Here is a 25245-nt window from a genome sequence, read left to right on the forward strand (position 1 = left end):
CTATTGCTCTACCAATTTCAGACATCAAATAACACCTCCTTTTGCTCGATACATCTCCGTAAACCTACACAAAAGTGCATTGTAGCTTGAATCTCTATCGGCTTTTTCAAATATAATAAGTGCCATAAGTAAATCCATTTGTTGCTTACTATATCCACTCACCGACGGGTTTAGCTTTTCAATTACAGCGTTTGCCCATTCTTTCACTTCACTAAAATTGACAGATGCTCGAATAGCATCTTCTGCTTGGACAAATTCATATATTAGCTTACGTAACGAGGTAATTGCTTCATCTACATCTACAGATATATAGTCAATAAACTCACATTTTACTACTGCATCCAATTTAGATTTTAATACCAACTCTTTAAATTTTTGAATGTCAACTCTATCACCTTTACGATATAGTTCTTTATTCATGATACACTCTAGAAGAGATTTGCTTACCATTGCTGTATCCACATTTGCATTACCTGAAATTTGGTGGTCACAGCTTTCAGGACTACTATCTTTTGGCTCAAACTTATCAACCTTACATAAAACCGCCTCAAGCCACTCGCTCTGCTTAATTGCTGCCACACCATTGTCAAGTTTTGCAAGTTCAACAATTTGTTCATCGTTCAGACCAGCAGCTCGTCCAACAAGCTCACGGTCAGAATAATCAGGCAATCTTAATATAATCTTAGTATTGGTATTACGAATCACGGACATATCGAGCAATCCAGGAGACTGATCGGCAATAATAAATCCTTCACCATAGGTACGCATTTCTGCAATCGAATTTGCCAACATTTCTACAGATTTTCCCAACAGATTACTCCCCTCGCTAGTCTGTTCTGTTGATGTTCTTCTCAATAAATTATGTGCTTCTTCTAACACCGTTATATGATGCAATTTTTGATTTGGTGCAAAAGCATTCATACGATGTTCTTGAAGTTTCAAAACCAAAAGCCCCATGATAAGTGATTTTGTTTCAATTGAACCAATCCGACTCAAATCAACAATAACATTAGTATCAAACAGTGCTGTAGCTGAGATTTCATCAGGCGTAAAGATAAGTCCATTAATACCATTGGTGAGCGATTTCAATCTTGTAACAAGAGAACCTGTATAGTCACCCTTATTATCTTGAGAATATTCACTCTCATCAAGTACTTTCCTAATTTGCTTATAAACATCTGAGAAAGTCGGGAAAATTCGATTATCATATTTATTTTCAGATGTTTCCACATTCCATCCAGCTACTTCATATGCACGCTGAATGGAATCTTTTAGAATTGCTGGCATAGCGGCATACATCGGCCAGCAAACATTGAAAATTTCGACTAATCTATCCAAATGTTCAAGCACATGAACATTTTCCGGAAAACTAAATGGATTAATTCGTAGCATATCTGTCCCTGCAATTTTACGGTTTGTTCCATATACAGTCACATCTGCTCGGCTACCAAATACCTTTTTATCCTTGTATTCGCCCTTGGCCGGCTCAACAACAAGAAAATGAACCTCTTGCTCATCCAGTTTACTAAGCATCTGATAAATTGTGTTTGATTTACCAGAACCGGTAGAACCAGTTATAAATGTATGCGCTGTAAGGCCTGCCACATTCATTTCCACAGTCGACTTATTTTCAATTTGTCCCATATTATAAATTTTCCCAATTTCAATCTTTCTTTTATCATCTGATGTAAAAGAACTTTTGTCAGTTACATTTCTTCCAAACTCAGCATGTTCAATAACAGGAAGTCCATATACAGATTTCGTCGGTAGACCAAGGTGCAATGGAAGTTCTAATCCACTCACACTAGTACCCGGAGTATAAGTTATAAAATCCTTTGCATCATTAACCGTATCTGAAATGGGCATTGCAAAAATTGGGTGTACAAATCTTTTTAGATATTGTTTCATTGCAATTATTTTTTCCGGCTCATCAATACCACTCCACGAGTTAATAGCTCCACTTTCAACAGAAGACCCCTCACCAACCATCAGTGCTCGATAAGTATTAGCCGCTAAAAGGCTGCTTTCTTGTTTTCCAGACAGGAAATATGCTCCACAGCTATAAGAACCATAATCTTCACCCTCTTGAATACGTTTTAGCTGTTCTTCAATACGCTTGAGCATTTCATCTATAGGTTTATTGATGTTTTCAATTTGAAGTGTTTTTCCAGTACCTTTTGTTTCGGTAGTACCTTTTGTTTCGGTCTCACTAGTTGAATCTGTTTCAGTATGCAAAGTGGTATCTGACGTGGTTCTTGCATAGCCAGCATTAAGTCCGCCATTAATACCCAATGTTTTACCAATAGTGTTTGCAATTGTATCAGCAGTGGAATGTGAAGTAGAGCCTCCTTGCATTGCTCCACCAACAACAGATGCAATTCCGTTTGCAGCCAACAAAGCTCCACCTACAACTGGATTAGCAGCAACTACAATCTTCCCAACAAGTCCAAATACTCCAGCCATTCCCGAAATTGATTGTCCAGCTCTTGAAACACCAGTAGGTTTCGTGCTTGCATCACCTTCTGTGTGTGAAATTGTGTTGCTATTGGACTGCGATGAATTTATGCCAATATTCATACCAACATTAACTGTATGAGCTTGTGTATGACTAGTACCATCAGTTACAGCTTTGGATACACCTTTGCTAAGACTTTGCATAACAGCTTCACTTTCATTCTCATTATATGACCATGTACTCTTATTAAATGATGATAACGTACTATACAAATTCTCATAGCCATTTCGGATTGCAACCTGCTCATACGTTGCAATTGGTTCAGCAATAAAAATCGCTGTATAAGTATTACCATGCATTGCATCGATAAATCGCTCTAACCCTTGAATAAATATCTTGTTCTCAGTTTTAGATTTATCTCTAGCTGATGCCACACAAGAGACAGATGAAATATGCTTTGTTTGGTCACCGAAGATTTCATTTACCAATTTAGGCATATCTTCTTTAGATGGTATATCCTGAAATTTTGTTCCAGGAAAATTACTCCTAATTCCATTTTTCAGAGTTCTAAATGAAGTTCCTAACTGGGTTCTGGCTTCAGTACCCTCACCACCATTGCGAACACCAATATAAATTCTAGCTGGAGCATCTATTTTTTTAACATCGACCATTACTACAAGATTACATCCCAATGACATACTCGCATGATAAACAGTTGACAGTTTCTGAAAAATATCCTCGCCCTTTTTACAAGTTAATTCATCCAATTGAAAAAAGCGAAGACAATTCTCTGCATCCTCATCTAATAATACTGGAGTTGGCGATACCAATGGGTACTGCCCAAGTTCTGGAAGATATCTCTTGTACACCGTATGTTGAGCCAACGCAATTGCTTTTTCAAGTTCGTTGTAGTTTCGAATATCAAGATTTTCACTCATTTGAACACATCCTTATTTATACTTCTTAAGACTATCATATTGTTTATTACATTCCTTATTGCCCAATCCAGCGCCTCTCTTATAATAATATTCCATTTCCTCACCAGCATCTGTTTTCAGATACTTCTTATACTTTTTGCTATTAGCTACTGAAGTCCCCAAAATGGCGGCAGGAATCGTAAAAATATTAGTGACTGGAATCAAAATTGACACTGCCAGCATTGCCGCAGATCTTCCCAATATCTTAGGGTCAACTTGCGCCTCATAAGTTGATGCTATCTTGTAGCAAGCATCCCCTATAAGCCCTTTATTTAGCATATCCTCATTATCAGCAGCTTTTTTATACCAATGAAAAGCCTCATCAACATTCTGAGCAACACCCTTACCATTTTCATAGAAACTTGCAACATTACATTGAGCTTTGACATAGCCTTTATCGGCAGCCCTTCTGTATAGTTCCAATGCATCTTTATAATTTACATCAACACCTTTACCTATCTGATAACAACCACCTAATCCATTTAAAGCTTTAACATGTCCTTCATCTGATGCTTTTTTATACCACTTAACGGTCTTTTTATAATCTACATCAACTCCAAAGCCATGATAATAGCATCGACCTATGTGAAAAACTGCATCTAAATTGTTTTTCTTCGCCGCTTCAGAATACCAATAAAATGCTTCTCCATAGTCTATATCTGTACCAGTTCCACTACAATAACAATCAGCAAGTTTTACTTGAAATACATCTTCTCCTTGTTCCGCTGCCTTCTGATACCATTTTACAGCCTCCACATAATTGCAATCCACATGCTCTCCTTTATAATAAAAATCCCCAATTTTTCCCTGAGATTGCAAATCACCTTGTTCTGCTGCTGCTTTATACCAAAAGACTGCTTTCTCAAAGTTTTGCTGAACACCCATTCCTACTTCAAAGTAGTATGCTGTTTTTGTTTGTGCCATAACCATGCCCTGTTCTGCAGCCTTTAAGTACCAATTAAATGCTTCTTTTACATTGGCTATAATTCCCATTCCATCTTCATAGCATCTCGCTAATGAGTACTGTGCATCACAATTCCCCTGTATTCCTGCCTGCAAATAACTTTCTACTGCTTTTTTTAGATCTTTAGTTGTTCCATAACCAGAAAAATAGCAATCACCTAAACGATTAATTGATTCAATCTCATTTTGCTTAGCGGCTTGCTGATACCATATAAATGCTAGCTTGCTATTTTCTGTACTCTTATGTGAATAAATATTGCCTAGTTCAAGTTGCGATTCTGAATCACCTTGCTCAGCAGCTTTTGTGAACCATTCAATAGCTTTAGTAATATTTTGAGTAATCATTATTCCGTTCTGATAATAGCCGGCAAGAATAATTTGTGCAAGGACGTAATTATTCTCCGCTGCTTTTTTCAACCATTCAAGAGCCTCTAAAGGCTGATTATTTACCCCATCTCCCTGAACAAATATCTGGTATAATTTATATTGTGCAAGAGCATGTCCTTGATTAGCAGCTTTTTCATAGTACTCAACAGCATTAACAATTGCTGTTTTTACATCTACATTAACACCATTATCAACACCTTTATATCTTTTAAAATAATAATTACCAACTATAAACTCAGATTCAGCTGACTTTCCAAAATCAGCTGCATTGATATAACACTGAAATGCCTTTGAATGAAAACCTCGGTGTTCTGCCTTTATAGCTTCATCCATATTTAACTTAGCAATTTCTTCTTGTGACATACCATCTGCTGTCGTTGAAAAACCAAATTTTCCTATGTATTCTTCAAAAACTTGCTTTTTCTCTTTTGGCCCTTGAAATTCAAAATTCAATATAGCTCTGTCATCATCCACAATTTTCTGAATCTCTACAATCAAACCTTCCCAACCATCACGCCCGTTTGATTCATAAAACCAGTCACGTATAGGTTTGTTCTGAATTGCAGAGACATCCTTAATCTTAATTCCATCTACAGAGATTGATTCTAAATCATCTGTATATATGATGACCACTCTCACATCAGCCATAATTATCCTCCATTTCTTTAATAAAAATTTATATTATTCTATCTTTTTGATGTACGTCCCTTGACTTCTCAGCCACATATCAATTCCTTTTCCAAAAACTTCAGCACAAATAGTATAAACCCCATCTTCTTCAGAAATAATTTGTGCCGTTGGAAGTTTATCAAGTATAGCATCAATATCTGTTCCAGAATAGTTGAACTTTACTTTTTGTAGCTTACCACCATACATGAATTGAATCCGCTTTCTAAATTCCCCCTCCTCAAATCTACTGCTGTAAGGAATATGAAATTTTTCACCTAACACCTTCAGTTTCTTTATACGATCAATACGATAAATGGTGGGGAAAGAGTCATTTATTACATCGAAATCTTTCCGCACCTCCTCATCATCAATGAATGCTGTGAGATAAAAGTAATATTCAGAAAACATAATAGCTACTGGTTTTACCTTCCTTCTTACAACAGCCTTATCCTTCATTCTAAAATAATAAACTTCTATATACTGACAATTGCGAATTGCTTGTCCTATCTCCCACATTTTATCAACAAACTGTGTTCTATGCTGTGGCTCAACATAATGAAACGCTTCGTTGCTGATAAGGTCTGTCACCAATTTCTGATTACTCTTGGGAATACAACAAGAGATAAGTTTATTAAGCAGCTCTATCATTTCTTTTTTGGTGAATGCCCGACTATCCAACAGAATTTTGCACAAAGCTAAAACCTCACTGTTAGTCAGTTTTAACTTATATATCTGTTCCAGGCGATACCCCTTATCAATGCGGTCGTAAATCACTGTGTTTATATAGCCAGTGTTTTCTGAATCAAGTTCCAGAAAGTTTCTAATATCATCAATATCTCTTTGGATGCTCCGTTCGTTAACACTATAATTCTGTGCTTCTTCTGCTTTATTTACTATATCCCCATTCATGAGTTTTGTATATATTCTAAGAACCCTTTCAATTTTATAATTTTTTATATCGTTCATAGACACCTCCTCGTCAACACTCTGCCTTACTTCTAATATTTATTATACAGTGTGAGAAGGACACTTCCTGTCACTCTGATGAATTTTTATATTACTTTTCATCATCCTCCTCGTTTGTTCTCCAATTTTTATATTGCCTGTTATAACTCGTCTATCTTCTGGCTTTTTTCATCCTTTGGTATTGCTAGATCACGTCCAAATTTAACTACTCCTTCAATTTTTCCCTTAGAACATAAAATCTGCACTCTCCTTGGTGTTATACCCATTTTCAGCAATATCTTTAATTGTTATGTGTCAATTATATTTTTCAAGACATTCCCTATCTCTGTTTACTTAAAATATTGAAGTAACCACCACATCATCTAAACTATGGCTCTCACGAGATTGTAAAACTACATTGGCAATTCTACTATCCGGATTAATCATCTTAACTGCATACAACAGACCAACATACCATTCATACCAGTATGGAGTTCCGTCTCCAGCCGAATAATTATCCATGTAATCAATCCCCCTCTTTTTCAAACTAATTATTTAATACTAATACTTTTTCCAAATAATTCTTTATTTTACTACTGACTACTATTTCTAATTTTCTAACTTAATTTCATCAAATTTTTCATAAATAATTTCAACTTCCCATTTTAGACATTATGAGTAACTCAAAACTCTACTTTCTTATTTTCTTTTCAAAGTATAATAAGAATAGCCTATCTATTTCCTCATAAATAGTCTATTCTCATTATACCGCAAATTTTTCAAATTATCCTTTATTTTTCCTATAATATTTACATTATTTTTACATAATATTATTATTTACTTCTAGGATAATTATATTCAAATCTTATAAAGCACCCAACTACACCCTCAAAATCATACTTCAATTCAAAGCAAAGATTTTCAGCAAGCTTCCAATCCTTGTTGCTAATGTCAACCAAACAAGTCTAGTTAATATAATTAAATAAAGCAACATACAAAGAATTCATCCCTGTATGTTGCTTTTTTATTATAATTATTTATTTAGAACATTTATCGCATGGATCTGTTTTCCCACATTCTTCAATTGTTCCACTATTGATTACCTTACTTCTTGAAAGTGTGGAACAATTTTTATCATAGTGATAAGATTTTCCGCTTGGTGTCCAATATACTGTTCTTTCAGAATCATTATTGCTATCAGTAGTAACATTTGTATTATTATTTACGTTGGTATTACTATTATTTACTTTGGTATCACTATTGTATACTCCTGTATTAACATTGTATTCATCTGGATTTATATTATCAAATTCATCATGTATTACATTACCCTTTATAGTATAAGTATAACTATAGTGGTTTGGTATCTGTGTAGTTGTATTAGGATAAGTTATTATAGCTGTAAAATCTACACATCCTCCAGCTTTTCTTATAGTATCTTCCATATAAGCTTGATCACCAGATCTATTTAATGTGCTATTTTGTGGTGTAATATTATAAGCATTTGAAACTCCACCTAATGAATCTGCTATAGCATGTCCTTCATCTAATGAAGCACTTTCAACTCCTGGCACTTTAGCCTCATCATCATAATATCTTCCTTTAGAATTTACTGCTTCTGTTGAATCATCTTGTAAAACAATTTTTTTTGCAGTTACTTTTACTAATTGTCCATATTGATTAGTGTAAGCATAATATTCTCTGTTACCAAAACCTATATCTACCTTAACATTAGCCTTTCTTGTACCTGATAAATCCCCACCGTATACTTCTATTAATTGATTTGATTCTAACGAATCTGCTGTATTATTTGTAGTTATCCATTGGCCACTAGAAGATAATGCACATCCATCTATAGTTGTATTGAAAGCCATATAACCACTTGAATAGAAATAATACCATTTCCCCTCTATTTCTCTCCATCCTGTAGCATATGAAGTTCCTTCGGTATACCACCATCCACTTGTATTCTGTCTCCATTCTGCATTTGCTTTAATAGAATTAGTTGAAAAGATTGTTAATCCTAGTAAACAACTAGCAATCACCTTTTTGATTGTTTTATTTTTCATAATTATATCCATTCCTTTCTTGAGGCACAAAATGGTATGAAAGCATTTCTTTCAACCTTATACTCCCCCTATTTTTTTGCGTACTTTATACTATCATTATTCATTATAGATTATATCTAGATAATACTATATATCTTATTATTTTACAATAATTACATAAAACACTACTATATAAATTATATATCATTGATTATGTAAATCAACATTTAAAGAATTGGAAAATTATAAAAATACTTTGTTTTGTTAATAAATAAATCAGTATATCTATATTACAAAAGTATTACTAAACACCAACATAAATGCTGCAACAAAGATTATCAGCAAGCTTCCAATCTTTGTAAGGTAACAGGCACCTTACACAAACTGGAACAGTTTTTGTTGCTTTACTTAAGTGCATAGTAATATAATTTATTTATCCATACTTGAATTTGATTTATATAGTACACGACCCGATGGAATTAATTCTGATGCCGGACCAACATGTGTATCTTGATCATCAAAAAATATATGTGCATTAAAAGCCTTAAGTATTTGATCCTTTGCAACTCCACCTAGAAAAAACGCCTCGTCTACTATACATCCCCATTGTCTAAGGGTTAAAATAACACGTTTATGTGCAGGACTATTTCTTGCTGTTACGATAGCTATTCTCAATAATGAACTATCCTTATCTTTAATCTTTGATAATGTTTTTAGTAATTTCCCAAATGGTCCTTCTGGCAATACTTTTTCTGCATTATTCTTTTCATTATCTAAGAAAGCTTCCAACCCTTTCTCTTGGTATATTTTCTCTGACTCTTCTGAGAATACAACTGCATCCGCATCAAAAGCTATACGTATTTCATTCTCTGTAGGTTTAAATTCATACGGAATATTATAAATTAATGCAGCTGCAAATCCATTATCAATAGCTTGTTGAACATCATGCTCATTTTTAGATAAAAATAAATCAACCTCAAATGCTCCTAAATACCGCGCTATATCTTCTCCTCCAGTAAATGCTGCTCTAACTATATTTAAATTATAATGTTTTATACTATTAAAAACTCTTAATCCAGTCTCCGGACTATTTCTTGACATTACAATTACCTCTACTATTGGCTCATCAAACTTATTATTTAAATTAAGTAGAGCTTCTATAAGTGGAAAAGCTGTTCCTCTTTCTAAAATCTGTTCTTCATTTTCCACTTGGTATTTAGAATACTGTTCAAGACCATCAATATTGTACATTTGATTTTCCTTTTCTAAATCAAAAATTGCTCTTGAAGATATTGCTATTACTAGCTTATCCTTCAAATTATATGACATCTATTTTACCCCCTATTTATATCATTCTTAAGAAAATTGTTTTATCCTCTTGTTAAAATATTAAAATGCTTCCTTAATTTTAAGTGATTCTCTAAATTGCTCTGCTTCTGCAGTTTTCTTAAATTCTACCGTCTTATCAAAATTTGCTTTAACAACTTCTTCAATTTCTTCTAAAGTAACATTGAAAAATTCTCTTCTTTGATTTATCATATTTACTTTTTTCTTTTCAAAAGCTTTATGTAATGAATTTTCAAATGCCGGTGCATCTTCTGAGAAAATCATTGCATGTAAATCAAAATTAAACGGAACTGAAGCATCACCTAACTCATCAATTCTATCTTGAGGTTCTAGCCTACGAGTCATTCCTATTTTATAAACATTCTCGCCAAAAGCACCTATATTAGATATTATATATACATATCCTGCTTTTTGATTAGATTGTCTATAATCAATATCCTTTAATTTTACAATTGCCTCTCCAATTTTATTTTCAATTTCTATTTTTTTATCTAATAAGGCTTTCTTTTTATCTTCACTTATATTATCATTTTCCAATTGTAATATTATTGATTCTAAAGCATTTGTAAAATGTTTAAAATCCTTATCAATATTTTTTCTTGCTTCTTCAAGTTCTTTTTTTAATTTAGCTTGTTCTCTTAGTTCTTCCCGAATAAGTTTTTGCTCTTCTTTCTCTTCTTCCTTTTTAACTTGATATTCATAGGCTAGATTTAATTCTTCCAACTTTAAATTTAAAAACGATTTAGTTAAACTTATTCTACTTATTTCATTTATCTTATTTAAGCTGTCACAGGACTTTTCTATTCTTTTCCTCATACTTTCAATATTATTAAATTTAACTTTATCTATTACAATTTCACATTCATTATTAAATGTTCTAAGTATCTGTTTTATATTATCATTAGTCATTTTTTTCCCTTTTGCCTTACTGCCTTCAACTTCCCATCCATCAAAAAAATTCACTGCAGTTTTATTCTTTATTAATACCTTTTGCTTTTCTCTAATCTCATCTAACTTTATTTTATATTCATCAGAATTTGCAAAATCATATAGTGGCTTATATAAACCAAATTCTTGCATTAATATTTCTTCATCTAATACAATTAAACTTTTTTGTTTTTCATTTATCTCCTTATTAATTGTATTTATGTCTCCCTGTAATTCCATTAGAGTTTTTTCTAAATTAGATTTTTTTTCTTCTAACTCCTCTATATAATCTAAAATACTTTTAGCCTTAATTTGTTCTGGAGTTAGTAGCGTATTTAATTTTTCTATCTCTATCTTTAATTCTTGATTTTCCTTAGCTTTAAATATGTCCATTAATCCCATAATATTCTTCTCCTTTATTTATTAATCTGAATTATGAATTCAAATTAAGTATTTTTTTATTTCCACCAAACTTTCATCTTTCAGAAATCTTGTATAAAAAATGTGCTCCTATAAATATATAGTAGCACATTTTTATACATTTTCTTCATTGTTTAATATTTTTCCCCAAACAATCTCTCAAGTCTCTCCTTCAGCATATCTGCTTCCCTTTTCTTATTTTCATATTTAACTTTCCAAAGTTCATCCTTATTATATTCTTTCAATTTTATTCTTAAAAACTCAACTTCTTTATTAAGTTCATCTATAAGAATATCCTTATTATCTTTTACTTCACTTACATCAAGATCTCCACTTCTGCAAAGCTCAATCCTATTTCTAATCTCTTCATTATTATATACAAAAGATTTTGAAACTCCTGCTTTCTTATAAACACTATAAAAAGTAATTTTATCATTATTTCTAATCATGCTATTAATTATTTCTAGAACATACTCTTTTTTCTCTTCAGATTTTCTCTTAGTTAACTCTACGATCTTTTTACTTTTCTCCATAATCATTACTCCTAGATTATTCTCTTTTATGAATTAGTTTTTCTATATCCTTTTTTAATACTTTGTTTATTTCAAGCATTCTTTTAAATCCATTTTCTTCTGAATTAGCTATGTTGCTATTAATTATATCTATGTATTTTTCAAAATTTTCAATGTCATTATCACAAAAAGCAAACATTGAGCACTCATAGCATTTATTAATACATTCACATGGTTTCTCATTTATCCGTTTAGTGCAAATCCCATTAATTAAATTAATATTATTAACTGGATCTATAACATAATCTCCATTTAGACTTCCTATAATATCATTTTGTTCCTTCAGTACCTCTTCCATCTCCATTGCAACTGTAGCATCTCTTAAGTCTATATAGTTCATTATTGATTTAATCTTTTGATGGCCTAACATCATTCTTATCATATTAGGATCCATTCCTGTATTCACATATCTTGTAGCCACAGTATGCCTAAAATGATGTAATTTAAATCTATAAAGCTTTCCTGTATCATCTCTTATATCATTCTTTAGAGCTAGCTTATTTATATGATAAGAAATAGTTTCTTGCCCAATTGGTCTTTCTCCATCCCTAGTAAACATATATTTGGTTTTATTAAATTTTTCTAATACCTCTTTTTCTTGTAACAAAAGAATATCAGCAATTTCCTCATTTATTGGAATCCTATTAAATTTATCTGTTTTAGATTGGAAATATTCTAAAAAATAATCTCCATCCAAATCTTTTTTTACTGCTCCAATTTTTAATCTACATAATTCATTAGATCTCATTCCTATGTTTTGTAAAACTAGAACCATTCTGGCCATATCACTATCTAAATCTTTTAAATTCTCATTCAATTTTTGTATAACTTCACTACTTATTGGCTTAGGTAGTTGAGTAACTTTTTTCCCATAATCATTTTTACTAATTAACTTCTTATTTGGAGCATATTTAAATCCGTACATCAATGATAAATTTAAAAAAACTCTAATAACTCCCTTTCTTTGGCCTTTAGTTGTATGAACCATATCTAAAGTTTCAATGTAGCCTAATAATTCCAAAACTATTTCTCTAGTCAGCTTATCTAGACTATCAATTTTAGGATATCTTTCATACAGGAATTTAGACAACAAATTTATTCCTTTTAAATCATCTATTATAGTAGAATATTTTTGGGACTTTAGTCTTTCATACTCATATTTTTTAGCAACTTCTTTTATTTTATCTTGGTATATTCTTTTAAAACTAATTATATATCTTGGTCTTGCACTATTAAATCCATTAACATTAATATCAAGGTTTCTAATATTCCATACATCCTTTTCATTTTCTTTTAGCTTATGTTGAGTTGCCGCTTTATTAATTTCAAATACTCTTTGAATTAAATTAGATGTTTTATTTCTTTCATTGTATTTAGTAATACCCATATTCCCATTAATTCTTTTTACATTAGCTCTTGTTTCAATTCCTAACTTAATCAAGAATTTCTCGTAATTTTCTAAAATAGCTTCTGGCTCAAGATTTAAAATGCTAATATTCTTATATTCATTTTGGTTAAAATACTTACTTAGATTATCAACCATAAACTTATCATGGAAAATACAATGTAATTTTGTAATTTTATACTCTATTAAATATGCACAAGCATTTTTTATTTCCTCTCTTATAATTAAATTATTACATAATGTAAAATCAATACTTTTAGCACCTACTATTTTATTTTTTTGCCCCTGTGTTAGTACCTTATAATATTTATGCTCATCTAATTTCCAAATATCTTTTTTATAATACTCATCCTCTTCAAGCCATATAAGATGTTCATTGGTTTTTAAAATTTTTTCTACTTGCTTCATTCTAACCCTCCTCTAGAGAAGAAATGATTTTCTGTAAATTCTTTTTTATTCCCATATTAATTTCCAATTGCTCTTTTAAATTTTTTTCTTTAAAAATCTCAATCAATACTTCAGTTCTAATCAATTGATTTTTCAATATATTTAAATGATTCTTAGTAGTCTTAAAATGATCACACATTAAACATTTATTAGCATAAGGACAATCCCCTAATGACACTGGTAAAGAACAAAAGCCATTGGGTAGTGCTTGAGCTTTAAGATTATTCTTTAACCACTGAACTTCATATACTTGTTGCTTTTCTTCTCTGCTATCAAATAATGTAGTTGTTTTATTTCCCAATAAATCAATAAATTGTCCATACTTTTTTTGTTTTCTAGAATCACTAAGTTGTGTATAAACAAGGCTCATCTCTGGACTATTATGATGAAGAAGTTTTTGAATAACAGTAAATGGAACATCTTTTTCTATTAAATTAGTTGCAAATGTATGCCTATATTCATGAGCTCTAAACATATACACACTTCCATCTAAATTTCTTATATCTAAATTAGTTATTATTTTATTCATACTTTCCTTATATGTATTTGATATTGTAGGTAATCCATCCTTTCTTGGAAACAAGTATATTTGATCTTCACCATATTCCTGAATCACATTTTTTTGGTGTTCAATCAAAAAATAGTACAAGTTTTTTGGAATTGGATTTACTACTTCTTTCTTCATTTTCTGCTGATAAAATCTTATATAATACTTGTTTTCATCTTTTTGTACACTTCCAACCTTCAAAATACAAACTTCACTTATTCTCATACCACAACAATACAATAGTAAAAACATAGCCATATATTGCGGTGGAAATTTATCCGTATTTCTTAATATTTCTTCTATTACCTTTGGTTCTACAATCTTACCTTTCATTTTAAAAGAAGTATCTATAATATCATATTCTATATATACATGATTACAATTTATAAATCCATCTTCTACTCCAAATTCAAATAAACCGTATAAAGAAAATAAATCTCTATTATATGTTTGATTTATAATCTCTGAATTTAGTAATTTTTCTTTATATTTTTCTATATCTTCTCTTTTAATATCACTTAAATTCTTTTCAGCTAAAAACTTTAAGAATCTTTTTATGCAACTACATTTTCCATAAATGAACGATATTGAGGTCTCTGTATTTAGTAGAAGATATTTTATATATTTTTTTAAATATATTTTATTACTGATATTTGATATATCATAAAAATTAATTGATTTGTAACTCTCACTTAAATTTATTCTATGTTGAGACACATTAAAATCGTTTATATACCAAATATCTGGATTTCTATTATAAACTTCATTGTATTTATCTATAAAATACTTTTTTATCTTACTTGGAAATCTTGCAGCTACATTCCTATATGTGTGTTCCTTATGAATTATGCTTTTATATACCGTATTAACATTATTATTGCATAAAAATTCTACATAGTTATTTTGAACTGCCTCACTTAAATTCTCCAATGAACTAATATTCTCACAGCTAATTTCTAAATATTTAATAAACCACTTAATACTTTGCAAATATTGCTCTCTAAAACTAGAAAACCCACCTTTGAAATTCACCATAACATTAAATATATAATATTTTAATTCTTTCTTAATATAATCATTTTTTATATTAGAAAAATCAATATATCTGTATGATGTCTTACTATTTAAATTGAGTCCTTTTATATTATTTAATCCACAATCAAACAAATCCCATAAGTCATTATTCCAATATCCCACAAGATTGTATATTTTATTTATCGGTATCATCTACCCAATCCCCTTTTAACTTTTCTTCAAATTCTTTAAACTTTTCTTTTTTATACTTATCTGATAGATGCACATATGTATTTATTGTTGTTTGTATCTGCCTATGCCTAAGTCTTTCCTTTACATCAATTGGATCCCATCCCCCAATTTCTATTAGTTCAGTTGCGTGAGAATGTCTTAATTTATGAGGTGTAACTTTAATGTTACATTCCTGGCTTAATCTATAAAACAACTTTTGAATTGTTATTGGTTTAATAGCTTTTCCTTTGTTCTCACCTTTAAGATTTATAAATATATATTCATTTTTATTTTCTATATATTCATAAGCCAAATATTCGCAATATAGTTGCACTACATACTTAGGAATTATTATTTCGCCCTCAGACTTATTTTTAACACTAACTAAATTTTCTGCATTCTCCCTAGATACCACTTTGATTTTATTATCCCAAATAATAAAATCACTTTTCCTAAGTCCAAGAGCTTCCCCTAACCTCAAACCACTTTCAAACAGTAATGAAAGTAATAATTTATCTCTTACGTACTTACATTTATTAACTAAGATTTTAAATTCATCTCTTGTTATTGTTTCAATCTTCTTATCATTGTCTTTTATTCTTAAAATTGAGGTCGCATATGATTTTCTTCTAGTCCCCATCTCATATAAAAATCCTTTAAATGATGAAAATCCTCCATCTTTATATACATTTAAAGATCTTACATCTCCTGTTCTATAAAGATATTCATAAAAAGATAGAATTGCACTAAGTATTGTATTTATTGTAGAGGCTGTTCTTCTCTCTGGCCTTTCAGAATACTGAGTATATAAAACTTTTCCCTCAAGCTTACTAAGCCAAGTCACAAAACCTGCTAATATATCTAGTTCTTTATTTTCCTCAACTATAGAATCATATGTCATTTGTATTTCATCTAAATACTCAAAATACAATTTCAAATGATATGCATAATTTTTTAGTGTATTTAAAGATAATCTTTTACTATCTAAGTATTTTAGATAACTCCTTACTGTCTCTACGATTTCATAGTTATTATCAAGAAGAAGATAACGTGTTTTATTGTCTTTTGTTATTATTTTTTGAACATACATTACATCACCTGTGCTTATAATATATTTTTAGGTATTTTAAGTTTTTCATATGTATACATTATAGAGTTTTAATTTGGATTTATCAAGGTTTATAAAATCTATAATTTTACATATATAAAAATAGCCCTTCAAAAACTGAAGGACTACCTTTCTATTTATTAAATTATTCTTCTTCATCCTCATAAGAATCAGGATTTAAACATCTTTTTACATGTATATCATAACATCTTGGACATAATTCCTTAAAACATTCTGGGCATCTTTCTATATCATCTGTGTGTACTAATCTATCGCAATACTCACATGGTATCATAATATATTCCTCCTGTATTAAACACATATTTTTTCATTTTCTTTAGCAATATACGATATAGTACGTTTAATAATATATAGGTTGACTAACTTCAAAAAATACTGGATTAATTGCTAAACAATTAAGTACTTGATCAATTTCACTATTAAATTTTGAAATAATATATTGATTCTCTAATACAAATTCTGATTGAGGATTTAGTTTGTTACTATAATATTTTGTAAGTTCTATTATTGCATATTTTAATATTCTTAAATTAATTGTTATCATTTTTTTAGTCTCAAATTCATTGTTTTTCTCTACTGTTCTTCCAAAAATACCTGAATGAGCTGCTTCACTATATTCCTTATATAATTCTTTAAGATCTTCATGGAAATAATTCAATATTCCATTTCTTTTAGCAATTATATTTTTTGTTTCAAAAGATATAAATGCATCATTCAATCCATGTTTTGACATAAATGCTGAATATATTTGTCTTTCTTCTAAAGTCAAATCAATTCCACAGCCAACTTTTATTACTTGAAAATATGCATCGTCTCTTGTTATATTTATTAAGTCTAAAAATGCTTCTATGCTTGATCTTATGTTTACCTTTAGTTGACTATATCCAAAAACATATCCCTCTATAATTTGTGAAAGAGTCATTATATTAACTTGAAATTTTTCAACTATTGTATAAAACAAGCTATATTGTACTTCTTCAAATATATTTTGACCATATGAACCTATTAATTTATTGCTTATATATTGTACACTATTACAGTATCCATTTCTTCCATCTAAACACCATAATTCGCTTATTAAACTCATATCTATTTTTTTCATATTTTCTCCTCACTTCATCTTTTTTTAGTTGTTGTAGCGCTATCTCCAACTTGATTTAATTATAATTAATTTTATTTAAAAAAAGAAACGGAATATTTCTTTCCGTTTCTTCTTACAAAATATATTTATATATTATTTTTTCTATATAACTTCATCATATTGCTCACCTCTTTTTGATCTATTTCAAGTTTTTTAAGTTTTCTTTCAAAATCAATTTCATCTTGTTTTTTATTAATTACATTAATTGTGTTGTGTGCAGCATATCTATATTCTAATGTATTAGTAAAAGTAATATTATAATTAGTTTTATTAATAATTTTTGAATTAACTTTAATATTATCTAATTCATTTTTTAATTTACTTAATATAGGCTCAATTTCATCCAATGCATCTATTATTTCTTCGCCTTTATTTATATATAAACTTAAAAACTCTTTATTATCTATTAAATTACCTATTGTAAGTTTTAATGCAATTTGAAGCAATAATCGATAAAAATGAAAAAATTCTTGTATTATCACACTAATTAAATTATAGTCATATTCATTTTCAAAAAAATATGTTAGCGTATCAAATATCTTATTATTTGCAAAAGTCATAGGATTTATAGCTGCAATAAAATAAAGTGTATTTCCCATAAAATTGTCTATTATATTTTTATTATGATTAATTCTTTGTATCATTTGTTGTTGAATTTCTTTTTTTATACTTTTATCATTGTTAACTAATTCTCTTATAAGATTATATATACTTTTCTTGTATAAGTTCCCTTTTATCTTAAGTAATTTATTTATAATTAATGGATTAAATTCTTTTTCAATAATGTAAAAAGATATATTTTTATGTTTTTCGTTTTCATCACAGATTTCTGTTATTTTCTTCATTAGTTTATAATATGATGAAGATTCTCTTTCACCACTAAAATTTATCTTTTCAAATTGCCTATTAAAAAAATAATTCAAGATATTTTTCCCATCAGAATACATACTTTTATCATTAAAATAATAAGATAAATTCATGTCTCCGGAATAATACTTTCCAATCGCATAATAAAGATAAACTTGAAAATTAGGTATTATATACATATTATTATTAAATTCATTCTTAATTTCATATCTACTTTTAACCATATCATCAAAATGAGTTATTTTTTCCCAAAATGAACTAAATACCATATTTTCTCTTGTTTCACTAATAAACATGTTACTAAACCTATTTAAATATGGATATAAATTATTAGTCTTAGTATCATATTTCTCATCGCTTCGTATCTTTTTTTTATCAATAATATCAGAAGGTTTTGGTTCACTTTTAGGGATAATTTTTTCTACTATATCATCAATATTTATATACTTCGTTTTATCGTTCCTCTCTAATTTGTACTTTTCATTTGCATAAATTTCAAAAGTTATACTTTCAATTATATCTTTTTTAGTTAAACCTGTATAATATAATAATTTTTGAGAAAAGGCTTCTCTATTTTTACTTATTTTTCTTGGATTGTAAATTTTATTCAACTCGTCACAGATTTGCGCTATTTTTTTTAATTGATTGATTTTTTCCTTTTCCTCAAAATAGTTATACTTATATCTATGCTTAATATCTTTTAATTGATTTGATCTTTCATATAAATTAAAATAGCTTGTATCAATTAATGAATCATATATCCAATTCAACTCTCTCTCAAGCTCTTTATATGTATCCATCTCTACACCTCATATTCTCTAGAAATCTTAAATATATAGTTCTTCTATACAACTTCATTTTGCTGTTTCAATATAATTTCTTACTTGATCAGGAGTATATGCTGGTCTCTTACTATGTAAAATCATATGGCAATTAGGGCATACTGGTAGTAAATCATCAATTGGATTAACTATATACTCTTCACCTATCTCTGATAATTCAATTATATGATGAATATGAATTTTATTCTTGAATTCTTCACCATAAGCATCTGAAAATTCAAAGCCACAAATTTCACATTTAATTTTACCGTTATTTATTTTTTTGTAATGCTCTATACAAGCCTCTCTTGCTTCTTTGCTACGTTCATATGCATTTACTGTGACCTGCTTCTTTGCGCCCTCAGGAATACATTTATCGTCTTCAATTTCTTCTGGTAATATTGTATTATCTGAATACTCAAAATTCTTTACTTTACTGTTGATTAGATCTATTACTTTTTTTAAATGTATTAAATCAGTTATTCTTGTACTTTGATTGAAATTCTTAAATGTATTATCAATATTAAAATATTCAGCTGCAGTTATTGGTTCTTCAAAAATTTGTATACTACTAACATCAAATATATAATATCCCTTACTTATATCTTTTTCTGAATACACAATTGGCTTTTCATATTTTATATTTTCTAAAAATCTAGCACTTGCAATAAGTTTTGCATCATACTGAAAAAGTACTAAACTTCCCTCTTTACAAGTCATCTTATTTGATCTATATCCATATTTTCCATTTCTATTTGGCATTGTTTTAGATAAAAATTCTATTGCTTCTTTATACGTCTTAAATTCTTCCTTGCTATCCATAGGCAAAAATCTTATCTCTGATATACTTTTATTATTTGTATCATAATAATTGTTTTTTGACTCCATCTAATCTCAACCTTTCTTATACATTTTATACCTAATATACTGTAAATACCTATTTATTTAATGTTAAATATAATATCAAAAGTAAAAAATAAAAGTTCTTATTAAACTATTTTTGTATACTCTTCAGTTTTACCATCTCTATAATCTATTTCAGCTTTATCTATATTAATAATTGCTTTTGTTTTATGAATTAACCTATGATGGTTTGGACACAATATCAAAATATTTTCAGGTTCATTGTTCTGTGTTAAGGAAAATATTTTGATATGATGTGCTTCTGCAATAGATACTTCATGGTCATTACCTGCTTCACATATCTGGCACTTTCCTTTTGCTCTAACTTTCATATCATCAATTAACTTTTTATTATATTTTCTTACGTTTACACACTTTTTAACAACCTCAACAGAAGCTGATGAATCAAGTGATTTTATATATTCTATAAATTGTTTCTTACTCATATTAAGTATAGAACTCTCTAATTCTACTTCGCCTAATTTAGAAATTTCATTTCTTACATTATCTGCTATAACATTTACTGGACTATTACATAATATTGAAATAGATTTATCAATCGATCCATATTTCTCTTCAGTTTTTCTAATTAGTCCAGAATTAACATTTGTAAATCCTTGGGGTTTATAATTATCTTCATATCCAAAAAATTCATTGTAGTTTGCTATTGAAACATCAACATATTGAAGATATCCAAACACATTAATATATTCCCATGTAGTTCCTTTCTTTGATATTCCCCAAACTGCTTCTGCTAAATTTGTGTTATGTATTTTATATACTATCTGGCCATAACAGATAAACTTCTTTTGAGAATACCCTATTATTCTATCTCCAATCTCAACTCTTCCCCATCTTGATTCATTACTTGGACCTGGTTCTGCTCCCCACATATGACATCCATCCAACAGACCTAATGACTTTAAATCGTCTTTTTCCCTATCTGTTAAATATTCTGTATATTTATTAAGTTGTATTTTATTATATATAGTTTTTTTTAAATTTTCCTGCGAAATTTTATCACTACCAGTAAAACAATATAACATCATGTGGAATCCCCTCTCTTTTCTATCATGCTTTTAAAGAATCGTTCTGTATCCTTGTCCACAAAATACACATCCTATTTGGTCTATTCCTTTAGGATCTATAACACATGTAAATAATTTGTATAACTGCAAATACTTAAAACACTACTTTCATTATATTACACATAATGTCTCTAAACAACAAAATAGCTATAAAATGTAATTAACTTTACATTTTATAGCTATTTTGTTGTTTATTCAAAAGATTCTATTTTACTTCTTCAATAATTAATTACTGTTTCTAACCTTCAATTTCAGCAATTTCTTTTATTTCTTTTAAAACCCCAAAAATTTCTTTTATATCTTTAGAATACAATTCTTTTGCAATATTTTCTATATTATCCGGAAGTATACATTCTTTAAATTTAGGGAACAAAACAAACTCTAGGTTATCTTTATTACTAATATATTCGATATGTCTGCCAGCAAAAAAGATTGATTCTGCTATATCATAATCAAAAAGTTCACAAATTTTATCCCAGTTATTGCATTTTTCAAAATACTCTTTTTTCCTATATTGTATTACTTCTTTACAAAGTTCAACTTCTATATATTGTGCTTTTCCATTTTCTACTGCCACTATTATGTTTGAAACATTTTTTTCCTTACCATGTAAAAATGCATCTTCTAAATAGGATGATATATTATTTAACTTTCTAAATTTATCTTCCTTATTATTAAATTTTATAATTTTTTCAAAATAATTCTCCTCGTTATTTGTAGTTTTCCAGAAGTATTCATTATCTAGTTTTATCATTCTTATAACTTCATCAAAAGTATCATCTAACTCAATATTTTTTATTAAATCTTTTCTATATTTATGTACTTTTTCTTTGATTTTTTCATTATTTGTCTTTTTAAATTCTCTATATTGATCTTCTAAATTATTTTCTTCATTTTCATTAGATTTTTCATCATTTTTATAATAATCAATAGCTAAACTTAGGCTATCATACTCAAAATATTCGTCATCATAAAATATTGAAAAAATTTCACCATTTTCATTTACTACTGGAACAGCATTTCCAACTTTCGTTCCTTGTTTTTCAGCTTCTTCCATAAAAAAATCCTTTAAATATAAATCTAAACATATTGTTATTTGATTTAATAGCGGATTATCATATCGTGAATCAAATTCATCTCTATCATATTTATATAAATTTATATATGTATTTATCTTTTTCAAATAATTATATGCTTCATTATATATTTTTCTGCATTCGTTGTAATTTTTTAATAAATTATAGTTTATATCCTGTAAAAACTTCAATTTATCTGACGATAAGAAATTTATAAACTTTAATTTATTTTGTTCGTTTTGAATATTTAATGATGTTATAATCTTAACTCTTTCTGTATTAGATAAGAGTTCTTGAAATGATTCATTGTTTATATCTTTGAAAATACTATCTAAATCCTTATATAATTGGTCTTCTATACTGATGTTGTTTTTTTCTATATTATTCATCCAATATCTACATGTAATTTTCCTAAATAAAACTTGTAAATCATAATATAACAAAATTGCTTTTTCTTTTTTCTCGTCTTCTTTTTCTCTTCGTTCTGCTTCCTTTTCTTCTTTTTTTTGGTACATTCCTAATAACAAAGTACCTGTCATAGTTAGTACTACGCCAGCAATAGCACCTAATAATGATGAAACATATCCACCAATAGAGCTATCAACATCTTGAATTGTTAATCCATATAAACTCAAAATCGATTTCCCACATATGAAGATAAATACTGTTCCTGCCAATATTCCTATAAATACTATCCTTAGTATAAGAAAATTATTTTGTTTTTTATTTATATTATTCATTCTTTTTCCCTCAATTCTATTAAATAGAAAATATTTAATCCTTTTTATTTATAAGTTATGATCTTTAATCTTCAATCCTACTCTTAAAAAATCTTTCAGTATCCTTGTCCATAAAATATACATAACAACCTTTAATTCCTCTACTTAAAAGAACCCTATAAATATTTTTAAGTGACTTCATAAACTCTTCATCAGAAGATTTCTTAAGCATAGGATCATATGAATTATCTTTATTTACTTGCCATCCTTCATCATATAAAAGGTCATTGCCAAAAATGACACCAACATAATCAAATTCAAATCCCTGAACTGTATAAACACAACCTATTTGGTCTATTCCTTTAGAATCCGTAGCCCATAATTCTGGTTTAGGAATATCAAAATTCTGTTTTACTTTATAGTTGCCTTTATCGCTAGGATTCCAAGGTCTTTCATAGTCATCAATCTTAACATCGTTAGCTAACGTACCATCTTTATTTCCTTCTTCATTCCATGGCCAACAGAATCCTGCCATCATTCTTGATTTATATCCCTCTTCAGCTTTTTTTCTAATTAAATTATCAATTTCTTCTGGAGATGAGCATATTTTAAAATCAAATCCTTCTTCATTGGATTTCCATAGTATATTAGCTGTCTTTTCAATATCTAAAGTATTATCAATCCAATTAATAAAGCCATCCATTCCACCACACCTAAACTGAGCTTCTAGGTTTGTTTCCCAAATAGTAAGATCACATTTATTATCATTCTTATATTTACTAGCAAAATGTCGTATATACTGTGAAGTTCCTATTTCATTTGCTCTTATATGCTGATTATTATCTATGAAAAATACACTTACTTTGGATGCTCTAATCAATTGTTCTATCTGATATAACCCACTTCTACCATCTCTATCCCCTCGTATTCTATGAGATTCATCACATATTAAAATATCCATTGAGTCTTCTTCCAAATCATTGTACTGATTGAAATATTTAAAATAATATTCTCCATTTGTGCCTTTTAACATTGCTCTTAAATTTTTAGTAAACCACTTAGAACCTGTTGCATAATTAACCTTACGTTTATTCCTTAAAAAATAAGCTAAAATATTAATTGCAATTACTGATTTTCCTGTACCTGGCCCACCATTTATTATTAACACTTTTTTTCCTGGCTTACTTGATTCAGCTGCAGCTATTATTGTATTAAATGCAAGTTTTTGTTCATCTAAAAGTACATACTCTGAGTTTCCTTTTATAATGCTTACTACAGAATCATTTAACCTCTTATTAGTCTCAAATTTAAGAGTAGCTATCTTTTCCAAAATTTCTTTACTAACTCCATATGATACTTTTTCTCTTATGAAATCTTTAATATTTTCCTTATCAGCTTGTACGAATATAGGATATTTAAATATAATTTTATTAAATTTTGAATCTACAAGTGAATCATTTTCTTCAATAATATAATTATGTAAATAAACACATGCACTCAAATTAAGCTTACTTTCATTTTCATTAAATGCATCAGTAGCATTCTTCAAATAATCAATATAATTTCCAACTTGAACAGACGGATGCAATAATAATTTTTTCTTTCCTTCAAGCATAGTTACAACAGCATCCTCTAAATTAGACTTATCACAGGTTTGCCATTGCTTTAATTCAATTACAACTGCTTCTGAAACATTTTCTTTATTGATTCCAATAACCATGCAATCAAGCCTTTTAGAACTTAAAGGTAATTGATACTCTAAAAATACTCCTTGCTTAACTAATCCAACCTCATCAAATACTTCTGAAATTTCTTTAAGAGAATTCTCCCAGGATCTTATCTCCGCATCCTCTGGCTCTCTTCTAAATTTATCAACGAATTCATTTATTAGCTTGTCTACTGCAATCTTTCTACCACTACTTATATCAATATTTTTATTGTCTTCACTAAAAGATTTAGCTGTTCCTTTATATAAAATCATATATTTTCCTCTTCTTCTCTAAAAATACTTAAAATACTATTTTTATTATACCAAATATAATGATTATATTACAAATTTATGCAAAGAAAAACTAGTGATCTTTCAATTAATCACTAGTCTTTATATCTTCAACTCATATTTTCATTTATGACACATAGTACTATCT

At 28.8% G+C, this 25245-nt stretch carries 16 protein-coding genes; all 16 read right to left on the reverse strand.

The genetic code is table 11. The features are described 5' to 3' along the window. Positions 1–24: 24 nt before the first annotated feature. Positions 25–2124, reverse strand: a complete 2100-nt coding sequence (locus DIC82_17895) for an ATP-binding protein (GenBank protein AWK53127.1) — start codon at positions 2122–2124, stop codon at positions 25–27. 1281 nt (positions 2125–3405) lie between these two features. Continuing rightward, positions 3406–5430, reverse strand: a complete 2025-nt coding sequence (locus tag DIC82_17900; protein AWK52751.1) for a hypothetical protein — start codon at positions 5428–5430, stop codon at positions 3406–3408. 33 nt (positions 5431–5463) lie between these two features. Beyond that, the gene (locus tag DIC82_17905) at positions 5464–6417 is read right to left on the reverse strand and encodes a WYL domain-containing protein (protein AWK52752.1); all 954 of its coding nucleotides are present in this window, start codon (positions 6415–6417) and stop codon (positions 5464–5466) included. A 1016-nt stretch (positions 6418–7433) separates the two neighbouring features. Further along, entirely contained in the window at positions 7434–8270 is an 837-nt protein-coding gene (locus DIC82_17910) for a hypothetical protein (GenBank protein AWK53128.1), read from the reverse strand. 603 nt (positions 8271–8873) lie between these two features. Beyond that, complete coding sequence (locus tag DIC82_17915) at positions 8874–9773, reverse strand: 5'-nucleotidase (protein AWK52753.1); 900 nt, start codon at positions 9771–9773, stop codon at positions 8874–8876. Between the two features lie 60 nt (positions 9774–9833). Further along, positions 9834–11120 (reverse strand): DUF4041 domain-containing protein, encoded by a 1287-nt coding sequence (locus DIC82_17920; GenBank protein ID AWK52754.1) that lies wholly within the window; start codon positions 11118–11120, stop codon positions 9834–9836. 152 nt (positions 11121–11272) lie between these two features. Beyond that, the gene (locus tag DIC82_17925; protein AWK52755.1) at positions 11273–11671 is read right to left on the reverse strand and encodes a hypothetical protein; all 399 of its coding nucleotides are present in this window, start codon (positions 11669–11671) and stop codon (positions 11273–11275) included. A 16-nt stretch (positions 11672–11687) separates the two neighbouring features. Continuing rightward, entirely contained in the window at positions 11688–13523 is a 1836-nt protein-coding gene (locus tag DIC82_17930) for a hypothetical protein (GenBank protein ID AWK52756.1), read from the reverse strand. A 1-nt stretch (position 13524) separates the two neighbouring features. After that, positions 13525–15336 carry a hypothetical protein gene (locus DIC82_17935; protein AWK52757.1) on the reverse strand — a complete coding sequence of 604 codons (1812 nt, stop codon included), beginning with the start codon at positions 15334–15336 and terminating at the stop codon, positions 13525–13527. Continuing rightward, a complete protein-coding gene (locus DIC82_17940) occupies positions 15320–16444 on the reverse strand; it encodes a hypothetical protein (GenBank protein ID AWK52758.1) in 1125 nt (374 codons plus the stop codon). Before DIC82_17940 ends, DIC82_17935 begins: the two co-directional genes overlap by 17 nt. Before the next feature lie 379 nt (positions 16445–16823). Next, positions 16824–17585, reverse strand: a complete 762-nt coding sequence (locus tag DIC82_17945; GenBank protein ID AWK52759.1) for a hypothetical protein — start codon at positions 17583–17585, stop codon at positions 16824–16826. Positions 17586–17710: 125 nt separating this feature from the next. Continuing rightward, the gene (locus tag DIC82_17950) at positions 17711–19291 is read right to left on the reverse strand and encodes a hypothetical protein (GenBank protein AWK52760.1); all 1581 of its coding nucleotides are present in this window, start codon (positions 19289–19291) and stop codon (positions 17711–17713) included. A gap of 54 nt (positions 19292–19345) precedes the next feature. Further along, positions 19346–20200: a hypothetical protein gene (locus tag DIC82_17955; protein AWK52761.1), complete on the reverse strand. Its 855-nt coding sequence runs from the start codon at positions 20198–20200 to the stop codon at positions 19346–19348. 101 nt (positions 20201–20301) lie between these two features. Next, positions 20302–21264, reverse strand: coding sequence for a hypothetical protein (locus DIC82_17960; GenBank protein ID AWK52762.1), 963 nt, complete (start codon positions 21262–21264; stop codon positions 20302–20304). Positions 21265–21541: 277 nt separating this feature from the next. Further along, positions 21542–23119 (reverse strand): hypothetical protein, encoded by a 1578-nt coding sequence (locus DIC82_17965; protein ID AWK52763.1) that lies wholly within the window; start codon positions 23117–23119, stop codon positions 21542–21544. Between the two features lie 64 nt (positions 23120–23183). Then, positions 23184–25079 (reverse strand): peptidase S24, encoded by a 1896-nt coding sequence (locus DIC82_17970; protein AWK52764.1) that lies wholly within the window; start codon positions 25077–25079, stop codon positions 23184–23186. Positions 25080–25245: the final 166 nt, after the last annotated feature.

Source organism: Clostridium beijerinckii, assembly GCA_003129525.1.
Taxonomy (GTDB): Bacteria; Bacillota; Clostridia; order Clostridiales; family Clostridiaceae; genus Clostridium; species Clostridium beijerinckii_D.

What these genes read in the sequence shown, in the direction of transcription:
- DIC82_17895 (AWK53127.1), bottom strand. Translation starts at nt 2,124, where the DNA reads ATGCTCAAGCGTATTGAAGAACAGCTAAAACGTATTCAAGAGGGTGAA.
- DIC82_17900 (AWK52751.1), bottom strand. Translation starts at nt 5,430, where the DNA reads ATGGCTGATGTGAGAGTGGTCATCATATATACAGATGATTTAGAATCA.
- DIC82_17905 (AWK52752.1), bottom strand. Translation starts at nt 6,417, where the DNA reads ATGAACGATATAAAAAATTATAAAATTGAAAGGGTTCTTAGAATATAT.
- DIC82_17910 (AWK53128.1), bottom strand. Translation starts at nt 8,270, where the DNA reads ATGGCTTTCAATACAACTATAGATGGATGTGCATTATCTTCTAGTGGC.
- DIC82_17915 (AWK52753.1), bottom strand. Translation starts at nt 9,773, where the DNA reads ATGTCATATAATTTGAAGGATAAGCTAGTAATAGCAATATCTTCAAGA.
- DIC82_17920 (AWK52754.1), bottom strand. Translation starts at nt 11,120, where the DNA reads ATGGGATTAATGGACATATTTAAAGCTAAGGAAAATCAAGAATTAAAG.
- DIC82_17925 (AWK52755.1), bottom strand. Translation starts at nt 11,671, where the DNA reads ATGGAGAAAAGTAAAAAGATCGTAGAGTTAACTAAGAGAAAATCTGAA.
- DIC82_17930 (AWK52756.1), bottom strand. Translation starts at nt 13,523, where the DNA reads ATGAAGCAAGTAGAAAAAATTTTAAAAACCAATGAACATCTTATATGG.
- DIC82_17935 (AWK52757.1), bottom strand. Translation starts at nt 15,336, where the DNA reads ATGATACCGATAAATAAAATATACAATCTTGTGGGATATTGGAATAAT.
- DIC82_17940 (AWK52758.1), bottom strand. Translation starts at nt 16,444, where the DNA reads ATGTATGTTCAAAAAATAATAACAAAAGACAATAAAACACGTTATCTT.
- DIC82_17945 (AWK52759.1), bottom strand. Translation starts at nt 17,585, where the DNA reads ATGAAAAAAATAGATATGAGTTTAATAAGCGAATTATGGTGTTTAGAT.
- DIC82_17950 (AWK52760.1), bottom strand. Translation starts at nt 19,291, where the DNA reads ATGGATACATATAAAGAGCTTGAGAGAGAGTTGAATTGGATATATGAT.
- DIC82_17955 (AWK52761.1), bottom strand. Translation starts at nt 20,200, where the DNA reads ATGGAGTCAAAAAACAATTATTATGATACAAATAATAAAAGTATATCA.
- DIC82_17960 (AWK52762.1), bottom strand. Translation starts at nt 21,264, where the DNA reads ATGATGTTATATTGTTTTACTGGTAGTGATAAAATTTCGCAGGAAAAT.
- DIC82_17965 (AWK52763.1), bottom strand. Translation starts at nt 23,119, where the DNA reads ATGAATAATATAAATAAAAAACAAAATAATTTTCTTATACTAAGGATA.
- DIC82_17970 (AWK52764.1), bottom strand. Translation starts at nt 25,079, where the DNA reads ATGATTTTATATAAAGGAACAGCTAAATCTTTTAGTGAAGACAATAAA.